Source organism: Mucilaginibacter hurinus, from assembly GCF_003324525.1.
In the GTDB taxonomy this organism is placed as follows: domain Bacteria; phylum Bacteroidota; class Bacteroidia; order Sphingobacteriales; family Sphingobacteriaceae; genus Mucilaginibacter; species Mucilaginibacter hurinus.
Genome location: NZ_QGDC01000001.1, coordinates 177,276 through 197,012 on the forward strand (window position 1 = coordinate 177,276; position 19,737 = coordinate 197,012).

Below are 19,737 nucleotides of genomic sequence, written 5' to 3' on the forward strand. Positions count from 1 at the left end.
GCAAAATATCTATAAATGAGAAGTCACTAAGAATTGTTATTATTGAAGTTAAAAAGTGGTAAAATACTATATTTACTAAATTTAAGCAAAAATGCAAGCGAACCAATATCATAAAGTCAAATTATCTGAATTGTATTTGGACCCTAATAATTACAGATTTATTGATAATGATAACTACGTCCGTATCACATCAACAGATATTTTAAGAGAAGACATACAGAAAAGAACTAAAAATTTTCTATATGGCAAAAATTACTCAGAAGTAAGCGATCTGATATCTAGTTTTAAAGCTAATGGCTATTTACCAGTGGATCAGATACAGGTGAGGAAATTGGACGATCAAAATCATTACTTAGTTTTGGAAGGTAATAGGCGCATTGCTGCATTGAAATACCTGCAAGAACAGTATCATAGTAATCACGATATTGGCAATTTATCACCGGAAATTTTTGATAACATTCCAATTGTAATCGCTAAAAACGTTAACGAAAACCATTATAAAATTTTAATGGGATTGAAACATATTAGTGGAAATAAAAAGTGGCCAGCAGTTAATCAAGCACAATTATTAAAATCTTTGATTGACGAAGGATTAACGGAAAGTCAAGTAAAGGCCTCGCTTGGAATTTCTACGGTAGCACTTAGAAGATATCTAAGAACCCTAGCTTTAGTAGAAATGTATAAATCTAGTGATTATGGCGATCAGTTTAAGACAGAGATGTTTAATATCTTTTCCGAAACCATAAAACAACCTAATATTATGCAATGGATAGGTTGGGATGATGACGCTTATAAAGCCAAAAATATCTCCAACCTTTCTAGGTTTTTTTCTTGGATTTCCGAAGATGAACGACCTATTAATGAAGAAAACGAAGAATTAGGGACAGAAAAATTAGAAAGGATAATTACAAAAGGGGATGATCTGCGAGAGTTATCAAAACTTATCAACGATAAGGATGCGATCGATAAAATAGAAAACTCTCGGTCCATTGCGCAAGCATATTTAAGTAGTGATAGAATTGGAATAGACAAGTTTGACAATACGCTAGAAGTTATCGATAAACATCTTTCCCAAGCGTTTGACTTTTCTAGGTATGCTACATCGAATAGTAAAGATAGACTTGAAGATATACGGAAAAAGTTCAATGCACTCCTACTGTCCAACGGCTTTTATGACGTCTTACAAAATAGCGACATACAAAGAAAGTTATACGTAGATGTCAGTGGTGCTCAATTCTCTAATATTGAGATACTTTCATACAAAAATATTTCAAATTTAAAAATCGACAAGCTTAATCAGATAAATATATTTGGAGGTGAAAATAACACGGGAAAAACATCTTTGCTGGAAGCTATATATTTATTGGTAACGCAAAATGACACTTACTCATTCATTGAAACACAGCGACGACGAGGAAAATTCCTAAATGATATACCTAATGTGTTGTTAAACTTCAAATTTACAACTGTTGATTTAAAAGGTTTTTTTTTAGGTCGACAAGCCTCTACCAAAATTTCACAAGAAATTGAGTCGGACAACTTTGATAAAACATCATACATCAGTTCAATTCTTTTTGAATCATATTATGATAATAAACTTTCGGAATCAAAAATCAGACTATTTGAGCATGATAGAAAAATGTTTTTCAAGCAACCTGTTAATTTATGCAATGTCAAATTTAGTAGTCCATTTGCAATACATACAAATACAGATTTAATTGAATGTCATGAGTTAAGCGTGCATAGTAAGTCTATTGATAAGATTTTGTCTTTTATACAAGAAAATATAGATCCTAATATTCAAAAAATAGAACTTGTCGGACAAGGCCCCTTACAACGATTTGTTGTGACAAACAAGATTAATAGTGAGACCGCTGACATTACCTCTTATGGTGATGGCCTACAAAGAATATTTTACATAACTCTTTTATTTGCTGCCTGCCATAATGGAATTGTGTTAATTGATGAAATTGAAAATGCTATTCACCATGAGCTATTTATAAAATTTACACGGTTTATACAAGAACTATCGAACGAGTTTAATGTTCAAGTATTTGTTACTTCACATAGCAAAGAATGTATTGATGCTTTCTTTAATAATGATTACGAAAACGACAAAATATCAGCCTATCGCTTGACAAAAAAAGATAATCAAATTGAGATACTTCATACGGAAGGGGAAAGATTCAGCCGATTGATAAAAAATTTCGATGCAGATTTAAGAGGCAATACTAAATGAAATTATTAATTGTAATTACAGAAGGTGCACATGATGTTGCATTTTTGTATAAGTTATTTAGATACGGTATAAAATCTACAGACGTAACTGCTAAAAAGATAAATGAATTTCCCGAACCATTAAAATCTCTTTTCATTTCTACATTTAAAAATTACGAGTATGAGAACTCAAATTTATTTGGGAGACCAGAAATCCCAACGATCTTAAGGCATGAAGACAAAAATATCTTTATATTATTATATGCCGCAGGAGGGGACAGCAAAATTCATATCTGGAAAGATCTAATCCAAAAATTTCAGGATTTATATTATTCCCCAGATTTGCCAACACAATTAACTATTTCCTTGTCATTGATGTTTGACGCCGATAAACTCGGACTTAAAAAAAGACAAGAATATTTGGTGGCGCGGTTTTCTTCTTTAATTCCCGAACTTACCGGAATAGATGTGGAAAATAATTCTAATATTATCTCAAGCAAAGAATTTAAACAATGTTGTATTTATACCTTTTGTAATGAGGATGGCTTTGGAAACTTGGAGGATATTGTGTTACCGCTCATGAAACAAGATAACGACGTTATGTTTGGCGACGCCGAAGGTTACTTAAAAAAAAATATCGATACGGCTAGACCTACATCCAAGAAGTTTACTGATAATTTTGACTTAAATAAGTCTATAATTGGTATAGCGGGGCAATTACAATTTTCAGGCATTGCTAATAATAATATAATCAAACAATGCGATTATATTAATGAAGAGAAAATCAATAATCACCCTAAATGTGAAGAGTTATTAATAGTTTTGAGAAAATTAATCGATAACTTGTAATTATAGATTTCAACCACTAATTAAAATTAATTCCAACAATATACTTTATCAACCGTTATCTCTATAACACTTACTTATTATAAAAACTGTTATGGATAGCATTAATGCAAATCAACCGGAAGATAATATCGAGAACCTGGAAGGCAACGAAGCCTGGAAGAAATTAAAGGAACTGGCTGAAAAAGCCGAAACCTGCTTTTTTTGCAGCAATATAAAAACAGGACTACCCTTTTCAACCCGTCCAATGTCGCCTCAAAAAATTGATGACAACGGCGACCTATGGTTTTTGAGCGCGAACGACAGCCATAAAAATGAAGAATTGCAGCAAGACCCTTTTGTGCAGCTATTGTTTCAAGGCTCAACGTACTCAGGCTTCCTTAATATTTACGGCATAGCCGAGGTTAGCGAAGACAAACAAAAGATTGACGAGTTGTGGGATCCCATGCTTAAAGTTTGGTTTACCGAAGGCAAGGATGATCCGCGCATCAGCGTAATTAAAGTTTCGCCTACGCAGGGCCATTATTGGGATAACAAGCATGGCAACGCCATAGCATTTGTTAAACAAGTAGCCGGTGCTATCATTGGCCAAACCTACGACGACTCTATCGAGGGAGATTTAAAGGCATAGCCATCATTAATTACCGACACTGAATGCTGAATATCGGACTGTTATAACACTCCGGTATTCAGCATTCAGTGTTATTATCACATCATTTTATATTACTCCGGCCTTTACCAATTCCTCTTCCATTTGCTGCTGAAGCTTTTTAGCTTCTTCGCGCGCTGCTTCGGCAAAGTTTTCGGTATTATCAGCATAAATTATACCCCGCGAGGAGTTTACAATAAGTCCGCAGTCTTTGGTTATGCCGTATTGGCAAACCTCCTGCAGGCTTCCGCCCTGGGCGCCTACCCCCGGCACCAGTAAAAAATTATCGGGCGCATATTTGCGGATGCCGGTAAATTCGGTACTCTTGGTAGCCCCTACTACATACATAATCCTGTCATCGCCCGCCCAGGTATTGGCTTTTTTAATTACCGTTTCATACAAATGTCCGTCAGGCGTTTCAATGTATTGGAAATCTTTACTGCCTGCAGATGAAGTGAGCGCCAGTATGATGATCCATTTGCCATCATATTTAAGGTAAGGCGTCACACTGTCATTCCCCATATAAGGCGTAACGGTTATAGCGTCAAAACCCATTCCCGAAGCAGCCTCGTCAAAAAATGCCCGTGCGTACATGTCAGAGGTATTGCCGATATCGCCGCGCTTGGCGTCGATAATGCTCAGTATATTTTTAGGAATATATTTCCAAGTGCTGATGAGGCTTTGCAGCCCCTTTACGCCATGGCTTTCATAAAACGCCGCGTTGGGTTTATAAGCTATACATAAATCGGCTGTAGCATCAATAATGCGCTTATTAAATTCAAATATAGGGTCGGGGTATGTCTTTAAAAATTCAGGGATTTTATTGATATCAGTATCAAGACCGACACATAAAAAAGACCTTTTTTGTTTAATCTGGCTAATAAGCTGGCTGCGCGTAATCATCAAATATTTATTTAGTGTCAAAAAAACTAAAAATAAGGGTAACTGTTACTGTGTTGAAGGATAAATATTTTTATTAATTTGAATTATGGAAATATTTAGGTAGAATTGCAATGTTTTCCTTTTGGATGTTTCTTGTACTAAAGAAATAATTCTAAAATTCCTTTTTATTTTGCTATACAAATACAAGGTTTAGTATTGATGCGCTGGAATGCTGGACAACACTCTTTCAAATACAATAACTCTTTTGAACTATAATCCAAATCATGTCTGATACTATTGAATTGAACGACAAACTCGTTTCTGAGTTGCGCGAGATTGCAAAAAGTTTAGGGATAAGCGAAGCTGACGATTTAAGAAAGCCCATGCTGATTAGCCGTATTAGCGAGCAACAGCAATTAATTGAGGCCGCCCGTGCACAGCAATCCGCTATTGAACAAAACTACAGTGAAAAAAATGCTCCTGCACCTGCCGAAGGTGGCGAAAGGACGCGTAAAAGAATACGTACGGTAAAGCCTTCACAACCTGCCCGCAGGACTGAAGTACCACTTGATGATACCAGGTTGTTTGACACTGCTGAAGAAGAAGCAACCGCCCCCGCAGAGGAACAGGTGCCGCAAACTACCGCCCCCGCCGAGCAGCAGGAAGGGCAGGCTGAAGCTCCTGAAACCGTTGTAGCTGAAAGCCGGCCGCAAAAGTTTGACCGTAAGGCAAACCAAGGTCAGCAGAAATCGCAGGAGCCAGCTATAAATCTTGATTTTGATAATGTTATAGTTAACGAAGGCGTTTTGGAAATTATGCCCGATGGCTATGGCTTTTTACGATCAGCAGATTATAACTATTTAACATCGCCCGATGATATTTATGTATCGCAGTCGCAAATTAAATTGTTTGGTTTAAAAACCGGGGATACCGTGCGCGGCAGCATACGCCCGCCAAAAGAAGGCGAAAAATATTTCCCGCTGGTACGTGTTGAGGCTATTAACGGCCGCATACCTGCCGAAGTGCGTGACCGCGTTCCGTTTGATCACCTTACACCCCTTTTCCCGTCGGAAAAACTAAGCCTGTTTACTGATCCTAACAATTATTCAACCCGTATTATGGACCTGTTCTCGCCTATCGGCAAGGGTCAGCGTGGTTTAATTGTGGCTCAGCCAAAAACCGGTAAAACCATGTTATTAAAGGATGTAGCCAACGCTATTGCCAAAAATCATCCCGAGGTTTACCTGATTATATTACTGATAGATGAACGCCCCGAGGAGGTGACCGATATGGCGCGCAGCGTACGTGCGGAGGTAGTGTCATCAACGTTTGACGAACCGGCTGAAAGGCATGTTAAAATAGCTAACATCGTATTAGAGAAAGCTAAACGCATGGTTGAATGCGGACATGATGTAGTAATATTGCTTGACTCTATCACACGCCTTGCGCGCGCGTATAACACAGTTGCGCCTGCATCCGGTAAAATCCTGTCTGGTGGTGTTGACGCTAACGCGCTGCACAAGCCTAAACGCTTTTTTGGTGCCGCCCGTAACATTGAGGACGGCGGCTCATTAACCATCATAGCGACAGCCCTTACCGAAACAGGCTCAAAAATGGATGAGGTAATATTTGAAGAATTTAAAGGCACGGGCAACATGGAGTTGCAACTGGATCGTAAATTATCTAACAAACGCATATTCCCGGCTATTGATATTACCGCATCAAGCACACGCCGCGACGACTTATTACTTGAACGTGATACCCTGCAACGGATATGGATATTGCGTAACCACCTTGCCGATATGAATTCGCAGGAATCAATGGAATTTTTGCAAAGCCAGATTCGTGGCACAAAAACCAACGAAGAATTCCTGATTTCAATGAATTCATAATAATTTTGTATGCATGAAGTTATAATTTACGTTAGTTGATGATAACTTCATGCATACTTTATAAATTCCTCATACCTTCATGCCGAAATGAAGAAAAGAGTAAGAAAACACCTTCCGAATTTTATAACCTGTGCTAACCTGTTCAGCGGTTGTATTGGCATTGTGTTTACCTTTACCGATAATTTAGTGTTTGCCTCGTACGCTATTTTTTTAGCGGCAATATTTGATTTTTTTGACGGACTAGCTTCGCGGGTGCTCCAATCTTATTCTGGCATAGGTAAAGATCTTGACTCATTAGCCGACCTTGTTAGCTTCGGCGTACTACCAGCCGTTATACTTTATGAGTTGTTTCAGCGGTCGCCGCAGGTGAGCCATGTGGGTATATATTTAAGTTTTATCGCTTTCTTAATACCCGTATTTTCGGCGTTGAGGCTCGCTAAATTTAATATTGATACACGCCAGGCCGATAGCTTTATTGGTTTGCCTACACCGGCCAATGCCATACTTGTAGCTTCTTTCCCGCTAATACTACAACAGCATGCAGATTTTTCAGGGTATATACTTAACCCCTACGGGTTAACTGCCTACGTTATTATAATGTGTGGCCTGCTGGTGGCCGAGTTGCCGCTGATGTCCCTTAAATTTAAAAACCGCGACTTTAACAAAAATATTTATCGCTATTTACTGCTGCTGCTGTCGGCTATATTAATACTATTTTTTAAATTTGCCGCAGTTCCGGTGGTAATCGTTTTCTATATCACCCTATCATTAATTCAATTAAAATTCGCAAATGGCAAAGTTTCAGGCTGAGATAGATGTAATGCCCAAAAAAGAAATACTTGACCCGCAAGGCAAAGCTGTAACCGGCAGTATGAAAAACCTTGGGCTGGCCGAAATACAAAACGTACGTATAGGCAAACACATTACATTGGAAATTGATGCCGACAGTGCCGAAGCTGCACATGCCAAGGTTGATGAGGCCTGTAAAAACCTGCTTGCTAACCTGATTATGGAAAGCTATAGCTTTAAGCTGGTACAAGCTTAAAGGCCGGTTTCTTTCTCCTGCTTAATTTTTTCAAGAGCAACCAAATTTTGCCCCAGCATTTGTTTTGCCTGGGTAAATTTAGTACGTATTGCGTCGGGGTCCTGCCCGCCTGCCTTACTCATTGATTCAATCTCCTGCAGTAAAGACTCGCTGTTAAGCATACCGAAAAATCCAAGATTAGGCTTAAGCTTGTGCGCAGCGGCAGCAGCAGTGGGCCAATCGCTTTGCGCAATGGCCGATTCTATACTATCAATTAATTCAGGGGTTTGCTGTAAAAACATCCCTACCGACTCTACAATAAACTCATCGCTGCCGTCGGCTATCTCATATAAAAATGACAGGTCAAGATCCTCGTTAGTTGACATTATAAAAGGTTTGTTCTATCAAAACTACAATTTTTTAACTATTAACACATCGTTCAAATCGTTTTTCAATTGCAAAACAGATTTTTTTTGAGTGGGATGTATAAAATCGGGCGCTATCTCAGCCAGGGGCTCCAGTGTAAACCGGCGCAAGTGCAAACGCGGGTGCGGGATATGCAGGCCCGGCTGATCAATTATTTTATCACCGTAAAATAAAATATCAAGATCTATCACACGCGACCCCCATTTTTCGCGGCGTTCTCTGCCTAAATCGTTCTCAATGTGTAAAAGCTTCGCCAGCAGATCAGCCGGGGGTAATTCAACTTTAATTAACACAACCTGGTTTAAATAATCAGGCTGACCCTCGTTTCCCCATGACTGTGTTTGATATACTGAGGACGCTTGAAGTACAGGCGCAATTTCAGATTCGATACGCCCTATAGCATCAGTTAAAAACTGCTCCCTATTGCCCAGATTACTGCCTAAAAGTAAAAAAACAGATGCCATGTGTAACAAATAATAATCGTATAGCTCTTAACATTATAAGCTATTGAATTACTAAGTTTGCATAGATAAACAGATTAAAATATTTAATGAAACAATTTTTCAAATTTGTGCTCGCTACCATGGTGGGTATTATACTTACTTCAGCCGTCATGGTGTTTATTGTATTCGCTCTTATTGCCGGCATTATGGCCTCGGCCAGCGGCGAAAAAGATGTACATGTTGACGCAAATTCCATTTTACTTCTAGAGTTTAAAGCCCCCATTGAGGAGCGGACACCGAAAAATCCACTTATAGATCTGGGCCTGTTAGGGCTCGATAAAGAAAAGAACATCGGCCTTGATGATATTTTGGCAAACATCAAAAAAGCTAAAACCGATGACAATATAAAAGGTATATTTTTAAACGAAAGTTACCTTATGAGCGGGCAGGCCACTACCGAAGAAATACGGAACGCCTTATTGGATTTTAAGCGATCAGGCAAATTTATTGTGGCATACGCCGAAATATACACACAAGCTTTTTATTACCTGGCATCGGTGGCTGACAAGCTTTACATAAACCCTAACGGCTATTTTGATTTGAGCGGCTTTAGCTCAGAAACTGTATTTTTAAAAGGCACCCTTGATAAATTGGGCATTGAAGCGCAAATTATTAAGGTAGGCACTTACAAAAGCGCCGTGGAACCACTGATTTTGACCGAAATGAGCGACGCGAACCGCAAACAGGTAACTGCGTACCTTGGCTCCATGTACGATCACTTTTTAGGCGGGATTAGCAAAAGCCGGGGTATTAATAAAGATTCGCTTTTTAATTATGCTAACAGGCTGGCCATACGTTACCCGGCAGATGCCTTAAAATACAAACTGGTTGATGGGTTGAAATACAAGGACGAAATTATTAACGACCTAAAGAAACGCACGGATACCGACCTTAAGGATGACCTTAACAGTGTTGCGGTTAATGAGTATACTCATGCCACAACTGGCGATGAAGACGAAGCTGAGGATAGCGGATCGCGAAACCGGATAGCAATGGTATATGCAACAGGCGATATCACCAGCGGCGACGGTGACGACCAGACAATAGGTTCGGAAAAACTTTCAAAAACATTGCGTAAACTCCGTCTGGATAATAAAGTTAAAGCGGTTGTATTGCGGGTAAATTCACCCGGTGGCAGTTCGCTTGCATCTGATGTGATATGGCGCGAGGTACTTTTAACGAAGAAGGAAAAACCGGTGATTGTATCAATGGGTGACGTAGCTGCATCCGGCGGCTATTACATAGCTTGCGCTGCTGATTCGATTTTTGCACAGCCCAATACGATAACAGGTTCCATAGGCATATTTGCGGTTTTACCTAATATGCAGAAGTTTTTTAATGAAAAACTGGGAGTTACTTTTGATAATGTTAAAACCGGTGAATACGCCGATCTGGGAGACATATCACGTCCGCTTACCCCTGCGGAACGTGCCATTTTACAGGGCCAGGTTAACACAGGTTACAATGTATTTACTAAGGTAGTGGCCGAGGGGCGGCGCAAAACTCAGCAGTATATCGATAGCATAGGCCAGGGCCGTGTTTGGACCGGTGAACAGGCGTTAAAAATTGGCCTGGTTGACCGCCTGGGTAATATTAATGATGCCGTTAAATCTGCAGCTAAAATGGCAAAGCTTAACAACTACAAAATAGTAAACTACCCTGAGCAGGAGAGCGCATTTAAGCAACTGGGGGCAAACTTTAGCGCCAAAATAAAAAACACTATGCTTAAATCAGAACTAGGCGAAAACTATTTATATTATGAGCAGGTGAATAAGCTTAAAAGCATTATGCGGGTACCGCAAGCACGCCTGCCATTCAACGTAGTAATAAAATAAAGCAAACATTTTATTTAAAAGCCGCCTTACATACAGGGCGGCTTTTGTATTTTTATTGCCGTATTACGCATGGAAAATAAACCTATATCCCGTACGCTTCGCTTCTTATCGCAACTGATGGAACTGCACAACATCAACCAGTTTAAAACACGCTCGGTTGCCAACGCAGCTTTTAAAGCTGACAAGCTGCCATTTGCCCTTGCCGGCAAAAGTGTTGAGGAGTTGGAGAGAATTGACGGTTTTGGTAAAAGCATCGCAACCAAGGTTGCCGAGTTGCTTGCCACAGGTACCATTGCCGAGTTGGAGGAGTTGCTGGCACAAACGCCTGAAGGTGTGGTTGAGATGATGAAGATAAAGGGCATCGGGCCTAAAAAGGTTGCCATAATATGGAAAGAGTTGGGGATTGAAAATACCGGGGAGCTACTATACGCCTGTAACGAAAACCGTCTTGTTGAAGCTAAAGGCTTTGGGCTTAAAACCCAGGAAGAGATACGTAAAGCCATCGAATTCCGGATGGCCAGCAATGGTAAATTTTTATATGCGCAGGTAGAGGAAGAGGCCAACGAACTACTTAAAAGTATAAAAGCGATTTTTCCTGAGGCGCTCAAAAATTTCGCGGGCGAATTTAGACGGGGCAGCGAGATAATTACAGAACTCGTAATAATTGTAGGCAGCACCGATCAACAAATGGCGCTTAACACAATAGCGCAATCCGAGTTACTTAAAAACCCTGTAGTGATTGACAACCATGTGAACGGCGAACTGGAAAATGGCCTTTTGGTTGATATTATATGCGTTGACAAAGGCGATTATTACGAACAATTATTTTTAAATACCGGCAATGACGACCATGTACAGGCGGTTATAAACCGCCTACCCGAAGGCCTTGAAGAACCTTCGTCTGAAGAAATGGTGTATAAAAAAGCCGGGCTTTGCTGGATTCCCCCTGAACTTAGAGAGGGCGACGCTTACATAGAAAAGGCTATTAATGATAAACTGCCTACGTTAATAACGTTTATTGACCTGAAAGGCACGCTGCATAACCACAGTACGTGGAGTGATGGCGTACACACCATTGAACAAATGGCGGCATACTGCCAAAATGAGCTTAACCTGCAATACCTGGGTATTTGTGATCACAGCAAAACGGCTGTATACGCTAAGGGCTTAAGTATTGAACGGATACTGCAGCAGCACGAAGAAATAGATCATCTAAACAAAAAGCTTATCGGCTTCCAGGTATTGAAAGGTGTTGAATCAGATATCTTGAATGACGGATCCCTGGATTATCCTGAAGAGATATTGCAGCGGTTTGACCTTGTAGTTGCTTCTATCCACTCAAATATGAAAATGGATGAAAACAAAGCGACCGCGCGGCTGATAAAAGCTATTGAAAATCCCTACACCACTATATTAGGGCATCCTACAGGGAGATTACTGTTAAGCCGTAAAGGGTATAGTTTCGATTATAAAAAAGTAATAGATGCCTGCGCCGCCAATGGCGTGGTTATAGAGGTTAATTCAAACCCGTTACGGCTTGATCTTGACTGGCGCTGGCACCAATACGCGCTGGATAAAGGTGTTTGGCTATCCATAAATCCTGACGCGCACCGCAACGAAGGCTTTTTAGATATGCAGTTTGGCGTAAATGCCGCACGCAAAGGCGGTTTATATAAAGAGAGATGTTTAAATGCCTTATCATTGCAGGAAATTAAACACTTCCTGGCGCACAGAAAGGCAGGGAAACTTATATAATGACAATAGCACAAAAAATCCAGGCACTGCAACAAACAGCCAAACGGCCGAATATACTGGTAATAGGCGACTTAATGATTGACCATTATATCACCGGAAGCGCCAGCCGCCTGTCACCTGAGGCCCCGGTGCCCATTGTTAATCTTAAAAACGAAAGCAATACACTGGGCGGTGCAGGAAACGTAGTACAAAACCTTGTTGCCTTAGGTGCATCGGTTACGGTATCAGGCATAATTGGTGATGATATGTACGGGCGCCGGCTTATCGAAATATTAAAAGCTGAAAACGTAGCTTCAGACAGCGTTTTAGTGGATGCACACCGGCCAACAACGGTTAAAACAAGGGTACTGGCAGGCGGACATCAACTATTAAGAATTGACCGTGAAAATTCTCGCGCGCTGACGCCGGCACTGCAAGCCGAACTGCTTGATAAACTCAAACCGGCAATACTCGACGCCGACATGGTTATCCTGAGCGATTATAATAAAGGCGTGTTCAGCCCTGAGCTTACACAGCACATTATTGGCTTTGCCAGTGAAAACAATAAAAAAGTTATTGTTGACCCCAAAGGGCTGGATTATTCCAAATACAGAGGTGCCTACATGGTGAAACCAAACCGTAAGGAGTTGGGCGAAGCGGCAAGGGTTGAAAGCGTTGCAACTTTTGAAGATGTACAGCAGGCCGCTAAAGTGATCTTTAAGCAAACCGAGGCCGAATACATAGTAGTCACCCTGTCGGAAGAAGGCATGGCAATATTAAGCGAACTCACTTATAAATTGCTGCCTGTTAAAGCCACCTCGGTATTTGATGTAACCGGGGCTGGTGATACAGTTGTGGCCGCTATTGCTTATTTTATGGCTATGGGTTTTCAAATCGATGAAGCCTGTGAAGCGGCTAATCATGCAGCAGCTATCGTAATCAAGGAAATAGGCAGTGCTACAACTACTGTTGAGCAAATAATAAAACATATGCAAGATACCAACCATGGTTAAAGACGAACTTTTTGCACACCAGCAAACTTTACAGAGGGTTATTGACACCCTAACGGGCGATATTGAGACAGCCTGCCAAATGGTGGTTACCGCAGTTAAAGCTGATAATATGATATTTTTGGCCGGTAATGGAGGCAGTGCCGCAGATGCACAGCATATAGCAGCGGAGTTTACAGGCAGGTTTGTAAAGGAACGCCGTCCGCTTCGCGGGATAGCGCTATCCACTGATACCTCAGCAATTACAGCCATTGCTAATGATTATGGGTATGACCAGGTATTTGCCCGGCAGCTGGAAGGTTTGGCGCGCCCGGGTGACCTTTTTATCGGCATATCAACAAGCGGTAACAGCCAGGGAGTGATTAATGCTTTCATATCAGCGAAAAAAATGGGCTGCATAACCCTAGGGCTGTCGGGCCGGGATGGAGGAAAAATGAACAGCGTTTGCGATCTTAATATTGTTATACCTACTGAAGTAACGTCACGCATACAGGAAATGCACATACTTATAGGCCATATATTATGTAAGGCCGTGGACGATATGTTTTGATAACGGGCTAGAAACAAAATTATGCGCACCAATTTAGAACAAACTCTGCTATCAAAAATTTGTACCGCTGATGAAGCTAAAACCCTTGTGTCAAGTTGGAAAAAGCAGGGCAAAAAGGTAGTGTTTACCAACGGTGTGTTTGACTTGTTGCATATAGGCCACATCACCTATATGGCCAAAGCGGCCGGAGAAGGTGATAAGCTTATTATTGGCCTTAACAGCGATAGTTCCGTAAAGCGCATTAAAGGCGAAACCCGTCCGGTTAATGATCAAAGCAGCCGCGCTGCCATATTAGCTGCCCTTTTTTTTGTGGACGCTATAGTGATATTTGAGGACGACACACCACTGGATATTATAAGCAATCTGCTGCCTGATGTGCTTATAAAAGGTGCGGACTATGCCATTGAAAACATTGTAGGCGGCAAGGAAGTAATTGCTAACGGAGGGCAGGTTAAAACAATTACTTTTGTAGAAGGATATTCATCTACTTCGATTATAGAGAAAATTAAAAACCAACATAAGGCCGGTTAACAATGAAGATCCTGGTTATCCGCTTCAGCTCGATGGGTGATATAATTTACACTACACCTGTTGTGCGTTGCCTTAAGCAGCAAGTGCCCAATGCCGAAGTACATTTTTTAACCAAAGCGGCCTTTAAATATATTTATGATAATAATCCGTATGTAGATAAACTGCTACTGCTCAAACCTACCCTTGCAGCCACTATACAGGATATAAAAGCCGAAAACTACGATTGTATTATTGATTTGCATAATAATCTGCGTACAGCTATTATTAAACTGCGCACAGGTATCCGGTCGTCCACCTATAAAAAGCAAACCATACGCAAGTGGCTCAGCCTTAAATTTAACCTGAAACTTGTGCCCCCTACGCATTTGGTAGAGCGTTACTTGCAGGCGGTTAAATTTTTAGGGGTAGAAAACGACGGCAAACCTATTGATTATTACATCAAAAAAGACTACCGGCTCAATGAGTTAGTGCCGGTATCACATCAAAACGGTTATGTAGCATTTATTATCGGTGCCACACATTTTACCAAGCGCATGCCTAACTACAAAATCGTAAACATATGCAGGGAAATACAGCTGCCTGTTATATTATTGGGTGGTAACGATGTTAAAGATAATGGCAATGAAATTGCTGCCGCGCTAAACGGCAAAGTTTATAACGCCTGCGGCAAAACTACTTTGGATGAATCAGTTTTCCTGGTATCGCAGGCTAAAAGCATTATTGGTTTTGATACAGGTCTTACCCACATTGCCGAGGCATTTAACAAACCCATAGTATCAGTGTGGGGCGGTACCGTGCCCGAACTGCTGGGCGTACAACCATATCACGTTAAAGACGCGATGGTTGCAGGTATCGAATTACCCTGCCGCCCCTGTTCAAAATTCGGGCTGCCAAAATGCCCGCTGGGTCATTTTAAGTGTATGGATGATCAGCCTGAAAATCTGATAACGAACTTTGCTAACCGAACCAGCTGATCAATTATAAATTGCAGCATTAACATTTATTTATAGTTTTGCTACAACATAAATCCATCACATTAAAATGAAAAAATATTTACTATCGCTGTGCTTCGTAGCACTCTTTTTGACCGCCTATAGCCAAAAAACTGAAGTTATCATCAAAGGAGGTATAAACCTCGGGCAATTCAGGTACCCTGGAAAACATAGTGACTTTGCTATTTCGGGTGAGACGGTAACCGGTTACCAGGCAGGTATTGCTTTGGATTTGGATATTAGCAATTCAGTTTCTGTTCAACCGGGTTTGTCGTTTATACGTACAGGTACCAAATACCGGTTGGGCGGGTATCCCAATAATTATGAAGACGGCACTATAAAGATAAACTACCTGCAATTGCCTGTGAATTTTTTATATCATTTACCGGTAAGTGCGCATGATATCCATTTTGGAGGCGGGCCTTTTATTGGCTACGCCCTTAGCGGGATTTTCAAAAAAACAAACCGTACTTATAACCCGGGATCAGACGTGCCGGTAGTAACTGAATCTGATGGTGATTTAAAATTTGGAGGTGACATAAATGAAAATTATAAGCGCTTAAACTATGGAATAGGGTTTACCGCAGGGATCACACTTAAAAACTCGCTGATGTTTAATATAAACTATGATATTGGTTTAACCAACATTAGTAACAGTTCAATAAAAGCCCACACAAATATTTTAGGGATATCCGTCGGTTATGTATTTAAGTAATACACATCATGATTCGCGGAACTATATGGTATTTTGATACCAGCGCTTATGAGTTGAATTTATATTTGAATAAGTAGAGATAGCCTAAGTAGAGCGAATACACTATTTCACGTTCAAACAAAATCTTAACTATATTAGTTTAAAAGAGGAGTTCGTCTCCTCTTTTTGTATTTTCAGGCCAAATGAAAAAATTACTGCTGATACGCCATGCCAAAGCTACTCACGAAGGTGGGTTCGAAGATTTTGAAAGGCCTTTAACTCCCGCCGGGATACAGGATGCGGATAATTGCTGAAAGGCTTAAAACCCAGGGCATTATTCCAGAATTGCTGGTATCAAGCCCCGCATTACGTGCTATAGCCACAGCCAATATTTTCTCGCAGCATTTCCCTATTCCGAAACCTTTAAAAAATAAAGCAGTGTATGATGCAAGCGAAAGCACCCTGCTACAGATTATCAATGAATTTCCGGATAATGCAGACTTCGTCGGACTGGTTGGCCACAACCCCGGACTAACACAAATACTATACTATCTTACAGGTTCATTGCAGGACATGGACACATCCGGCGTGGCACTTTTACAATTTGAAACGGACAGCTGGGGCGAAGTAAGCGGCGATACAGGTGATTTAATCAGCTATGAATCGCCTAAAACCTCTGCATAATTAACGGCCGAACCTGCTGTTTTATTCACTAAACTCAGTGCTCAGGGTCGCCCTCGCTTTTTCAACTTTTTTACGCCGATGCAACCACTAACTTAAGCGGTACATTTTACCGGGCAGCGAGTATAGATAACCCTGCATTTCCATATTTAGTAATGACATGGCCAACTTACTCATAGGCAAACTTGTTTTTATTGCCAGATCGTCAATTGCTAGCGGAAAGTTGTGTTGCAGCATCGTATCAAAAATCAGCTTCTCATCTGCACTCAAATCTATTGGGAAAGCGAGTTGTTTAACAGGGGTTACAGAATCCGGTTTCTGCCACCCTAAACTGTAAGGCAGATCAGCAGCGCAGGTGAGTAACGCTGCTTTATTATTGCGTATCAAAAAGTTGCAGCCCTCTGAATACTCGTCCCCTATCCTTCCGGGAAATGCATATACGTCGCGATTATATGAATTGGCTATCTCGGCAGTAATTAGTGCGCCCCCTTTTACTCCGGCCTCTATTACCACCGTGGCATCAGCCATGCCGGCTACAATACGGTTACGTGCCGGAAAATTCTCCCTGTCGGGAATAGTACCTGACGGATATTCAGTTAATATCCCGCCATTTTGCAGCATTTTTTCAGACGTGGGTCGGTTTTGGCTAGGGTATAGCCTGTCAAGTCCATGCGCTACCACGCCTATAGTTTGCATATTGAGTTTTAGTGCCTCTTTATGTGCTGCCACATCAATCCCGTGGGCCAGCCCGCTAACTATTAATACATTGTATTGCTGTAGTTCCTCAACCAGTTGTTTACATAATTGTCGCCCGTATTCGGTTGCATTTCGTGTGCCCACTATGCTGATAACATGCGGCGGGTTAACATCAAAATTGCCTTTGCCATAAAGCAATATCGGCGAATCAGCACAGTTTTTCAATCGCTTGGGGTAACGTGAATCAGTATAAAGAATAACTTCAACATTGTTCTCTTCAATAAACTTCACTTCTTTTTCTGCTTTTTGCAGGGCATCGGTAAAGTTTAACTGTTCTACGGTCTTCTCGCCTATCCCCGGCACTTTGAGCAGTTTGGCCTGCGGAACTGTGAATACCCGCTCCGCGCTTTCAAAATGGGTAAATAGCGCTTTGGCGCTTACCGGACCAATATTATTGAGAAATGTAAGGGCGATTTTATGGAGCAGCGACATAGTTTTTAAAAATATAAAAACCGCGTCATTAAACTCACAAAAGTTATTTATTGTTAAAACTATAAAAATAGTTTGCAAACTATAAAAATAGTTGTAAGTTTGTCTAACTATAAAACTAGTTTGTTATGGAGATAAGGGAATTAACAAAAGCCGAAGAACAAATTATGCAGATACTGTGGCAGTTAAAAGAAGCCATTGTAAAAGACATCATTGAGCGAATTGACGACCCAAAGCCGGCCTATAACACCGTATCAACCGTAGTACGCGTGCTGGAGAGCAAGGGGTTTGTGGATCATAAAGCTTATGGCAATTCGCATGTATATTTTCCGCTGATAAGTGAAGCGGCCTACAAAAAATTCACGGTAAACAAGGTAATGAGCAATTATTTTGATAACTCATACAAAAGCCTGGTATCGTTTATAGCTGATGAGAAAAAACTCAGCCTGAAAGAACTGGACGAACTGGAAAAAATGATAAAGAAACTAAAGGAGGGTAAAAAATGAGCTGGCTATATTACTTATTAGAGGCAAACCTTTACCTATGCCTGTTTTATGCAGGCTATTACTTGTTTTTAAGTAAAGAAACTTTTTATACAGCCAACAGGACTTATCTACTACTTAGCTGCGTTGCTGCTTTTACTATTCCGTTTTTACAGATTAGCTTTTTAAACTCCGCCGCCGATATAAACGTAGTCGGCAGTTATGTCACCGGCTCTGCATCCGCTATTAATACTGGTGTTGATAATACTCTAGTATTTACCTGGCAAAGTGCCCTGTTATTCTTATATATCGGCGGTATTGTAACTGCGTTTATATTATTCAGTATAAAAATTTATAAGCTGTTAAGCCTTATAAAAAAATATGAGGCCGTTCCCAAAAATGGCTATAAAGTGATTTACATTAATGAGGCAAATACCGCTTTTTCGTTTTTTAACTACCTGTTCATAAGTAAAAACACCGCAGGCGCCGATGTTATAACCAGCCACGAGGTGGTTCACATCAGGCATAAACATTCGTTTGATATATTGTTTATTGAACTGCTAAAAATATTTAACTGGTTTAATCCGCTGATTTACCTGCTGCAAAACAGCATAAAAACCTTGCATGAGTATATAGCCGATGACCAAACCGCGCGCATTGCCGACAACAAATTGGCATATTCCACCTTTCTGCTCAATAACGCTTACGGCGTTCAGGGTATGTCGCCATCTAACTCATTTTTTAATTATAACCTTTTAAAAAACCGTATTATCATGTTAAATCAAAAACGTTCAGGTAAATTAGCCAGACTAAAATACCTGGTGGCGATACCGCTATGCGGCGCCATGCTTTGCGCATCAACATTAAGTTTTAGTAAGGATTATGGGTTCGTGGATTTGCTGCCGCCAAAGGAAAGTGCAAAAGCTCTACATCAAGGTATCGCTGCAGACAGCACGCCTGCAAAAAGCAGCAAAAAAGCAATGAAGCCTGTAGTTACTGATATAAAACTTACGGCAAAAAATAAAACCAGCCTTAAAGATACTGTTGTTTACACCGAGGTAACATTATTGCCACCTGATGATCACGGCAAGCCTTTTGCTGAAAAACAAAAACCAGTAAAAGTAAACGTACAACTTTTATCGCCGCCTGAACCGAGAGACACAGCAACAATAGTAGTAAAAGCTATCGATCCGTTTGATAGCCTATTGAAGCATATGTCGCGGTTTACCCGCTACCCTGCGGTGGCCTTTGATAATAAAACGGTGGGAGCCGTAAACATAAATTTTGTTGTAGACGATAAAGGCAAAATTACCGATGTTAAATTATTTTCAGGTATTGGCGACCGTTGCGACGAGGAAGTAATTAGGGTTGCAAATAAATATACCGAAACCATTCACGCAAAGCCGGGTCCCTATACGCTGAGCGTGGTTTTTACATTAATTATAGATGATAACCGTGTTATAACCGGCAAACTACCTATACCTCACATTGCAGGGCAATCTGCAGGAGTAACTTACGTAAACGGTTTCCTTAAGAAATAATATACCCTATCCCCTTTATCAGATTATAAAAATTGCCGGCGGTTTCGTCAGGCAATTTGTTGC

20 protein-coding genes are annotated in these 19,737 nt (G+C 40.7%); 16 read left to right on the forward strand and 4 right to left on the reverse strand.

Annotation, left to right across the window (positions count from 1 at the left end; all coding sequences use genetic code 11):
- The first annotated feature begins 91 nt into the window (after nt 1–91).
- From DJ568_RS00710 to DJ568_RS00720, 3 genes are all read left to right on the forward strand, one after another.
- Complete coding sequence (locus DJ568_RS00710; protein WP_114003311.1) at nt 92–2,239, forward strand: AAA family ATPase; 2,148 nt, start codon at nt 92–94, stop codon at nt 2,237–2,239.
- Nucleotides 2,236–3,066 (forward strand): DUF3226 domain-containing protein, encoded by an 831-nt coding sequence (locus DJ568_RS00715; RefSeq protein ID WP_114003312.1) that lies wholly within the window; start codon nt 2,236–2,238, stop codon nt 3,064–3,066. The genes DJ568_RS00710 and DJ568_RS00715 overlap by 4 nt, the downstream gene beginning before the upstream one ends.
- A gap of 91 nt (nt 3,067–3,157) precedes the next feature.
- Nucleotides 3,158–3,694 (forward strand): pyridoxamine 5'-phosphate oxidase family protein, encoded by a 537-nt coding sequence (locus tag DJ568_RS00720; RefSeq protein WP_114003313.1) that lies wholly within the window; start codon nt 3,158–3,160, stop codon nt 3,692–3,694.
- An 87-nt stretch (nt 3,695–3,781) separates the two neighbouring features.
- On the opposite strand, the gene pyrF is transcribed toward DJ568_RS00720, so the two are convergent.
- Entirely contained in the window at nt 3,782–4,612 is an 831-nt protein-coding gene (gene pyrF / locus DJ568_RS00725; RefSeq protein ID WP_114003787.1) for an orotidine-5'-phosphate decarboxylase, read from the reverse strand.
- A gap of 266 nt (nt 4,613–4,878) precedes the next feature.
- Here pyrF and rho point away from each other — a divergent pair, with 266 nt between their 5' ends.
- The 3 genes from rho (at nt 4,879) to purS (ending at nt 7,531) form a co-directional block, all read left to right on the forward strand.
- Nucleotides 4,879–6,486: a transcription termination factor Rho gene (gene rho / locus DJ568_RS00730; protein ID WP_114003314.1), complete on the forward strand. Its 1,608-nt coding sequence runs from the start codon at nt 4,879–4,881 to the stop codon at nt 6,484–6,486.
- A gap of 87 nt (nt 6,487–6,573) precedes the next feature.
- Nucleotides 6,574–7,296: a CDP-diacylglycerol--serine O-phosphatidyltransferase gene (gene pssA, locus DJ568_RS00735; protein ID WP_114003315.1), complete on the forward strand. Its 723-nt coding sequence runs from the start codon at nt 6,574–6,576 to the stop codon at nt 7,294–7,296.
- On the forward strand, nt 7,277–7,531 hold the full coding sequence (purS, locus tag DJ568_RS00740) for a phosphoribosylformylglycinamidine synthase subunit PurS (RefSeq protein WP_114003316.1): 255 nt from the start codon (nt 7,277–7,279) through the stop codon (nt 7,529–7,531). Before pssA ends, purS begins: the two co-directional genes overlap by 20 nt.
- On the opposite strand, the gene DJ568_RS00745 is transcribed toward purS, so the two are convergent.
- Complete coding sequence (locus DJ568_RS00745) at nt 7,528–7,896, reverse strand: Hpt domain-containing protein (RefSeq protein ID WP_114003317.1); 369 nt, start codon at nt 7,894–7,896, stop codon at nt 7,528–7,530. The two genes, purS and DJ568_RS00745, sit on opposite strands and share 4 nt — an antisense overlap.
- A gap of 24 nt (nt 7,897–7,920) precedes the next feature.
- Nucleotides 7,921–8,400, reverse strand: coding sequence for a 2-amino-4-hydroxy-6-hydroxymethyldihydropteridine diphosphokinase (gene folK / locus DJ568_RS00750; protein ID WP_114003318.1), 480 nt, complete (start codon nt 8,398–8,400; stop codon nt 7,921–7,923).
- 86 nt (nt 8,401–8,486) lie between these two features.
- Here folK and sppA point away from each other — a divergent pair, with 86 nt between their 5' ends.
- The 8 genes from sppA to DJ568_RS00790 all read left to right on the forward strand — a co-directional run bounded on the left by sppA (nt 8,487) and on the right by DJ568_RS00790 (nt 16,469).
- Nucleotides 8,487–10,274 (forward strand): signal peptide peptidase SppA, encoded by a 1,788-nt coding sequence (gene sppA / locus DJ568_RS00755; protein WP_114003319.1) that lies wholly within the window; start codon nt 8,487–8,489, stop codon nt 10,272–10,274.
- A gap of 69 nt (nt 10,275–10,343) precedes the next feature.
- Complete coding sequence (locus tag DJ568_RS00760; RefSeq protein ID WP_114003320.1) at nt 10,344–12,029, forward strand: DNA polymerase/3'-5' exonuclease PolX; 1,686 nt, start codon at nt 10,344–10,346, stop codon at nt 12,027–12,029.
- A complete protein-coding gene (rfaE1, locus tag DJ568_RS00765) occupies nt 12,029–13,021 on the forward strand; it encodes a D-glycero-beta-D-manno-heptose-7-phosphate kinase (RefSeq protein ID WP_114003321.1) in 993 nt (330 codons plus the stop codon). Before DJ568_RS00760 ends, rfaE1 begins: the two co-directional genes overlap by 1 nt.
- On the forward strand, nt 13,014–13,568 hold the full coding sequence (locus DJ568_RS00770; RefSeq protein WP_114003322.1) for a D-sedoheptulose 7-phosphate isomerase: 555 nt from the start codon (nt 13,014–13,016) through the stop codon (nt 13,566–13,568). The genes rfaE1 and DJ568_RS00770 overlap by 8 nt, the downstream gene beginning before the upstream one ends.
- A 21-nt stretch (nt 13,569–13,589) precedes the next feature.
- Nucleotides 13,590–14,099: a D-glycero-beta-D-manno-heptose 1-phosphate adenylyltransferase gene (gene rfaE2, locus DJ568_RS00775; RefSeq protein WP_114003323.1), complete on the forward strand. Its 510-nt coding sequence runs from the start codon at nt 13,590–13,592 to the stop codon at nt 14,097–14,099.
- A gap of 2 nt (nt 14,100–14,101) precedes the next feature.
- Complete coding sequence (locus DJ568_RS00780; protein ID WP_114003324.1) at nt 14,102–15,073, forward strand: glycosyltransferase family 9 protein; 972 nt, start codon at nt 14,102–14,104, stop codon at nt 15,071–15,073.
- Between the two features lie 67 nt (nt 15,074–15,140).
- Entirely contained in the window at nt 15,141–15,806 is a 666-nt protein-coding gene (locus DJ568_RS00785; protein WP_114003325.1) for a porin family protein, read from the forward strand.
- A gap of 276 nt (nt 15,807–16,082) precedes the next feature.
- A complete protein-coding gene (locus DJ568_RS00790) occupies nt 16,083–16,469 on the forward strand; it encodes a SixA phosphatase family protein (protein ID WP_114003326.1) in 387 nt (128 codons plus the stop codon).
- A gap of 87 nt (nt 16,470–16,556) precedes the next feature.
- On the opposite strand, the gene dprA is transcribed toward DJ568_RS00790, so the two are convergent.
- Nucleotides 16,557–17,654 (reverse strand): DNA-processing protein DprA, encoded by a 1,098-nt coding sequence (dprA, locus tag DJ568_RS00795; RefSeq protein ID WP_114003788.1) that lies wholly within the window; start codon nt 17,652–17,654, stop codon nt 16,557–16,559.
- A gap of 125 nt (nt 17,655–17,779) precedes the next feature.
- Here dprA and DJ568_RS00800 point away from each other — a divergent pair, with 125 nt between their 5' ends.
- Together DJ568_RS00800 and DJ568_RS00805 are read left to right on the forward strand one after the other, a co-directional pair.
- Complete coding sequence (locus DJ568_RS00800; protein ID WP_114003327.1) at nt 17,780–18,157, forward strand: BlaI/MecI/CopY family transcriptional regulator; 378 nt, start codon at nt 17,780–17,782, stop codon at nt 18,155–18,157.
- On the forward strand, nt 18,154–19,674 hold the full coding sequence (locus tag DJ568_RS00805; RefSeq protein WP_114003328.1) for a M56 family metallopeptidase: 1,521 nt from the start codon (nt 18,154–18,156) through the stop codon (nt 19,672–19,674). The genes DJ568_RS00800 and DJ568_RS00805 overlap by 4 nt, the downstream gene beginning before the upstream one ends.
- Nucleotides 19,675–19,737 lie beyond the last annotated feature (63 nt).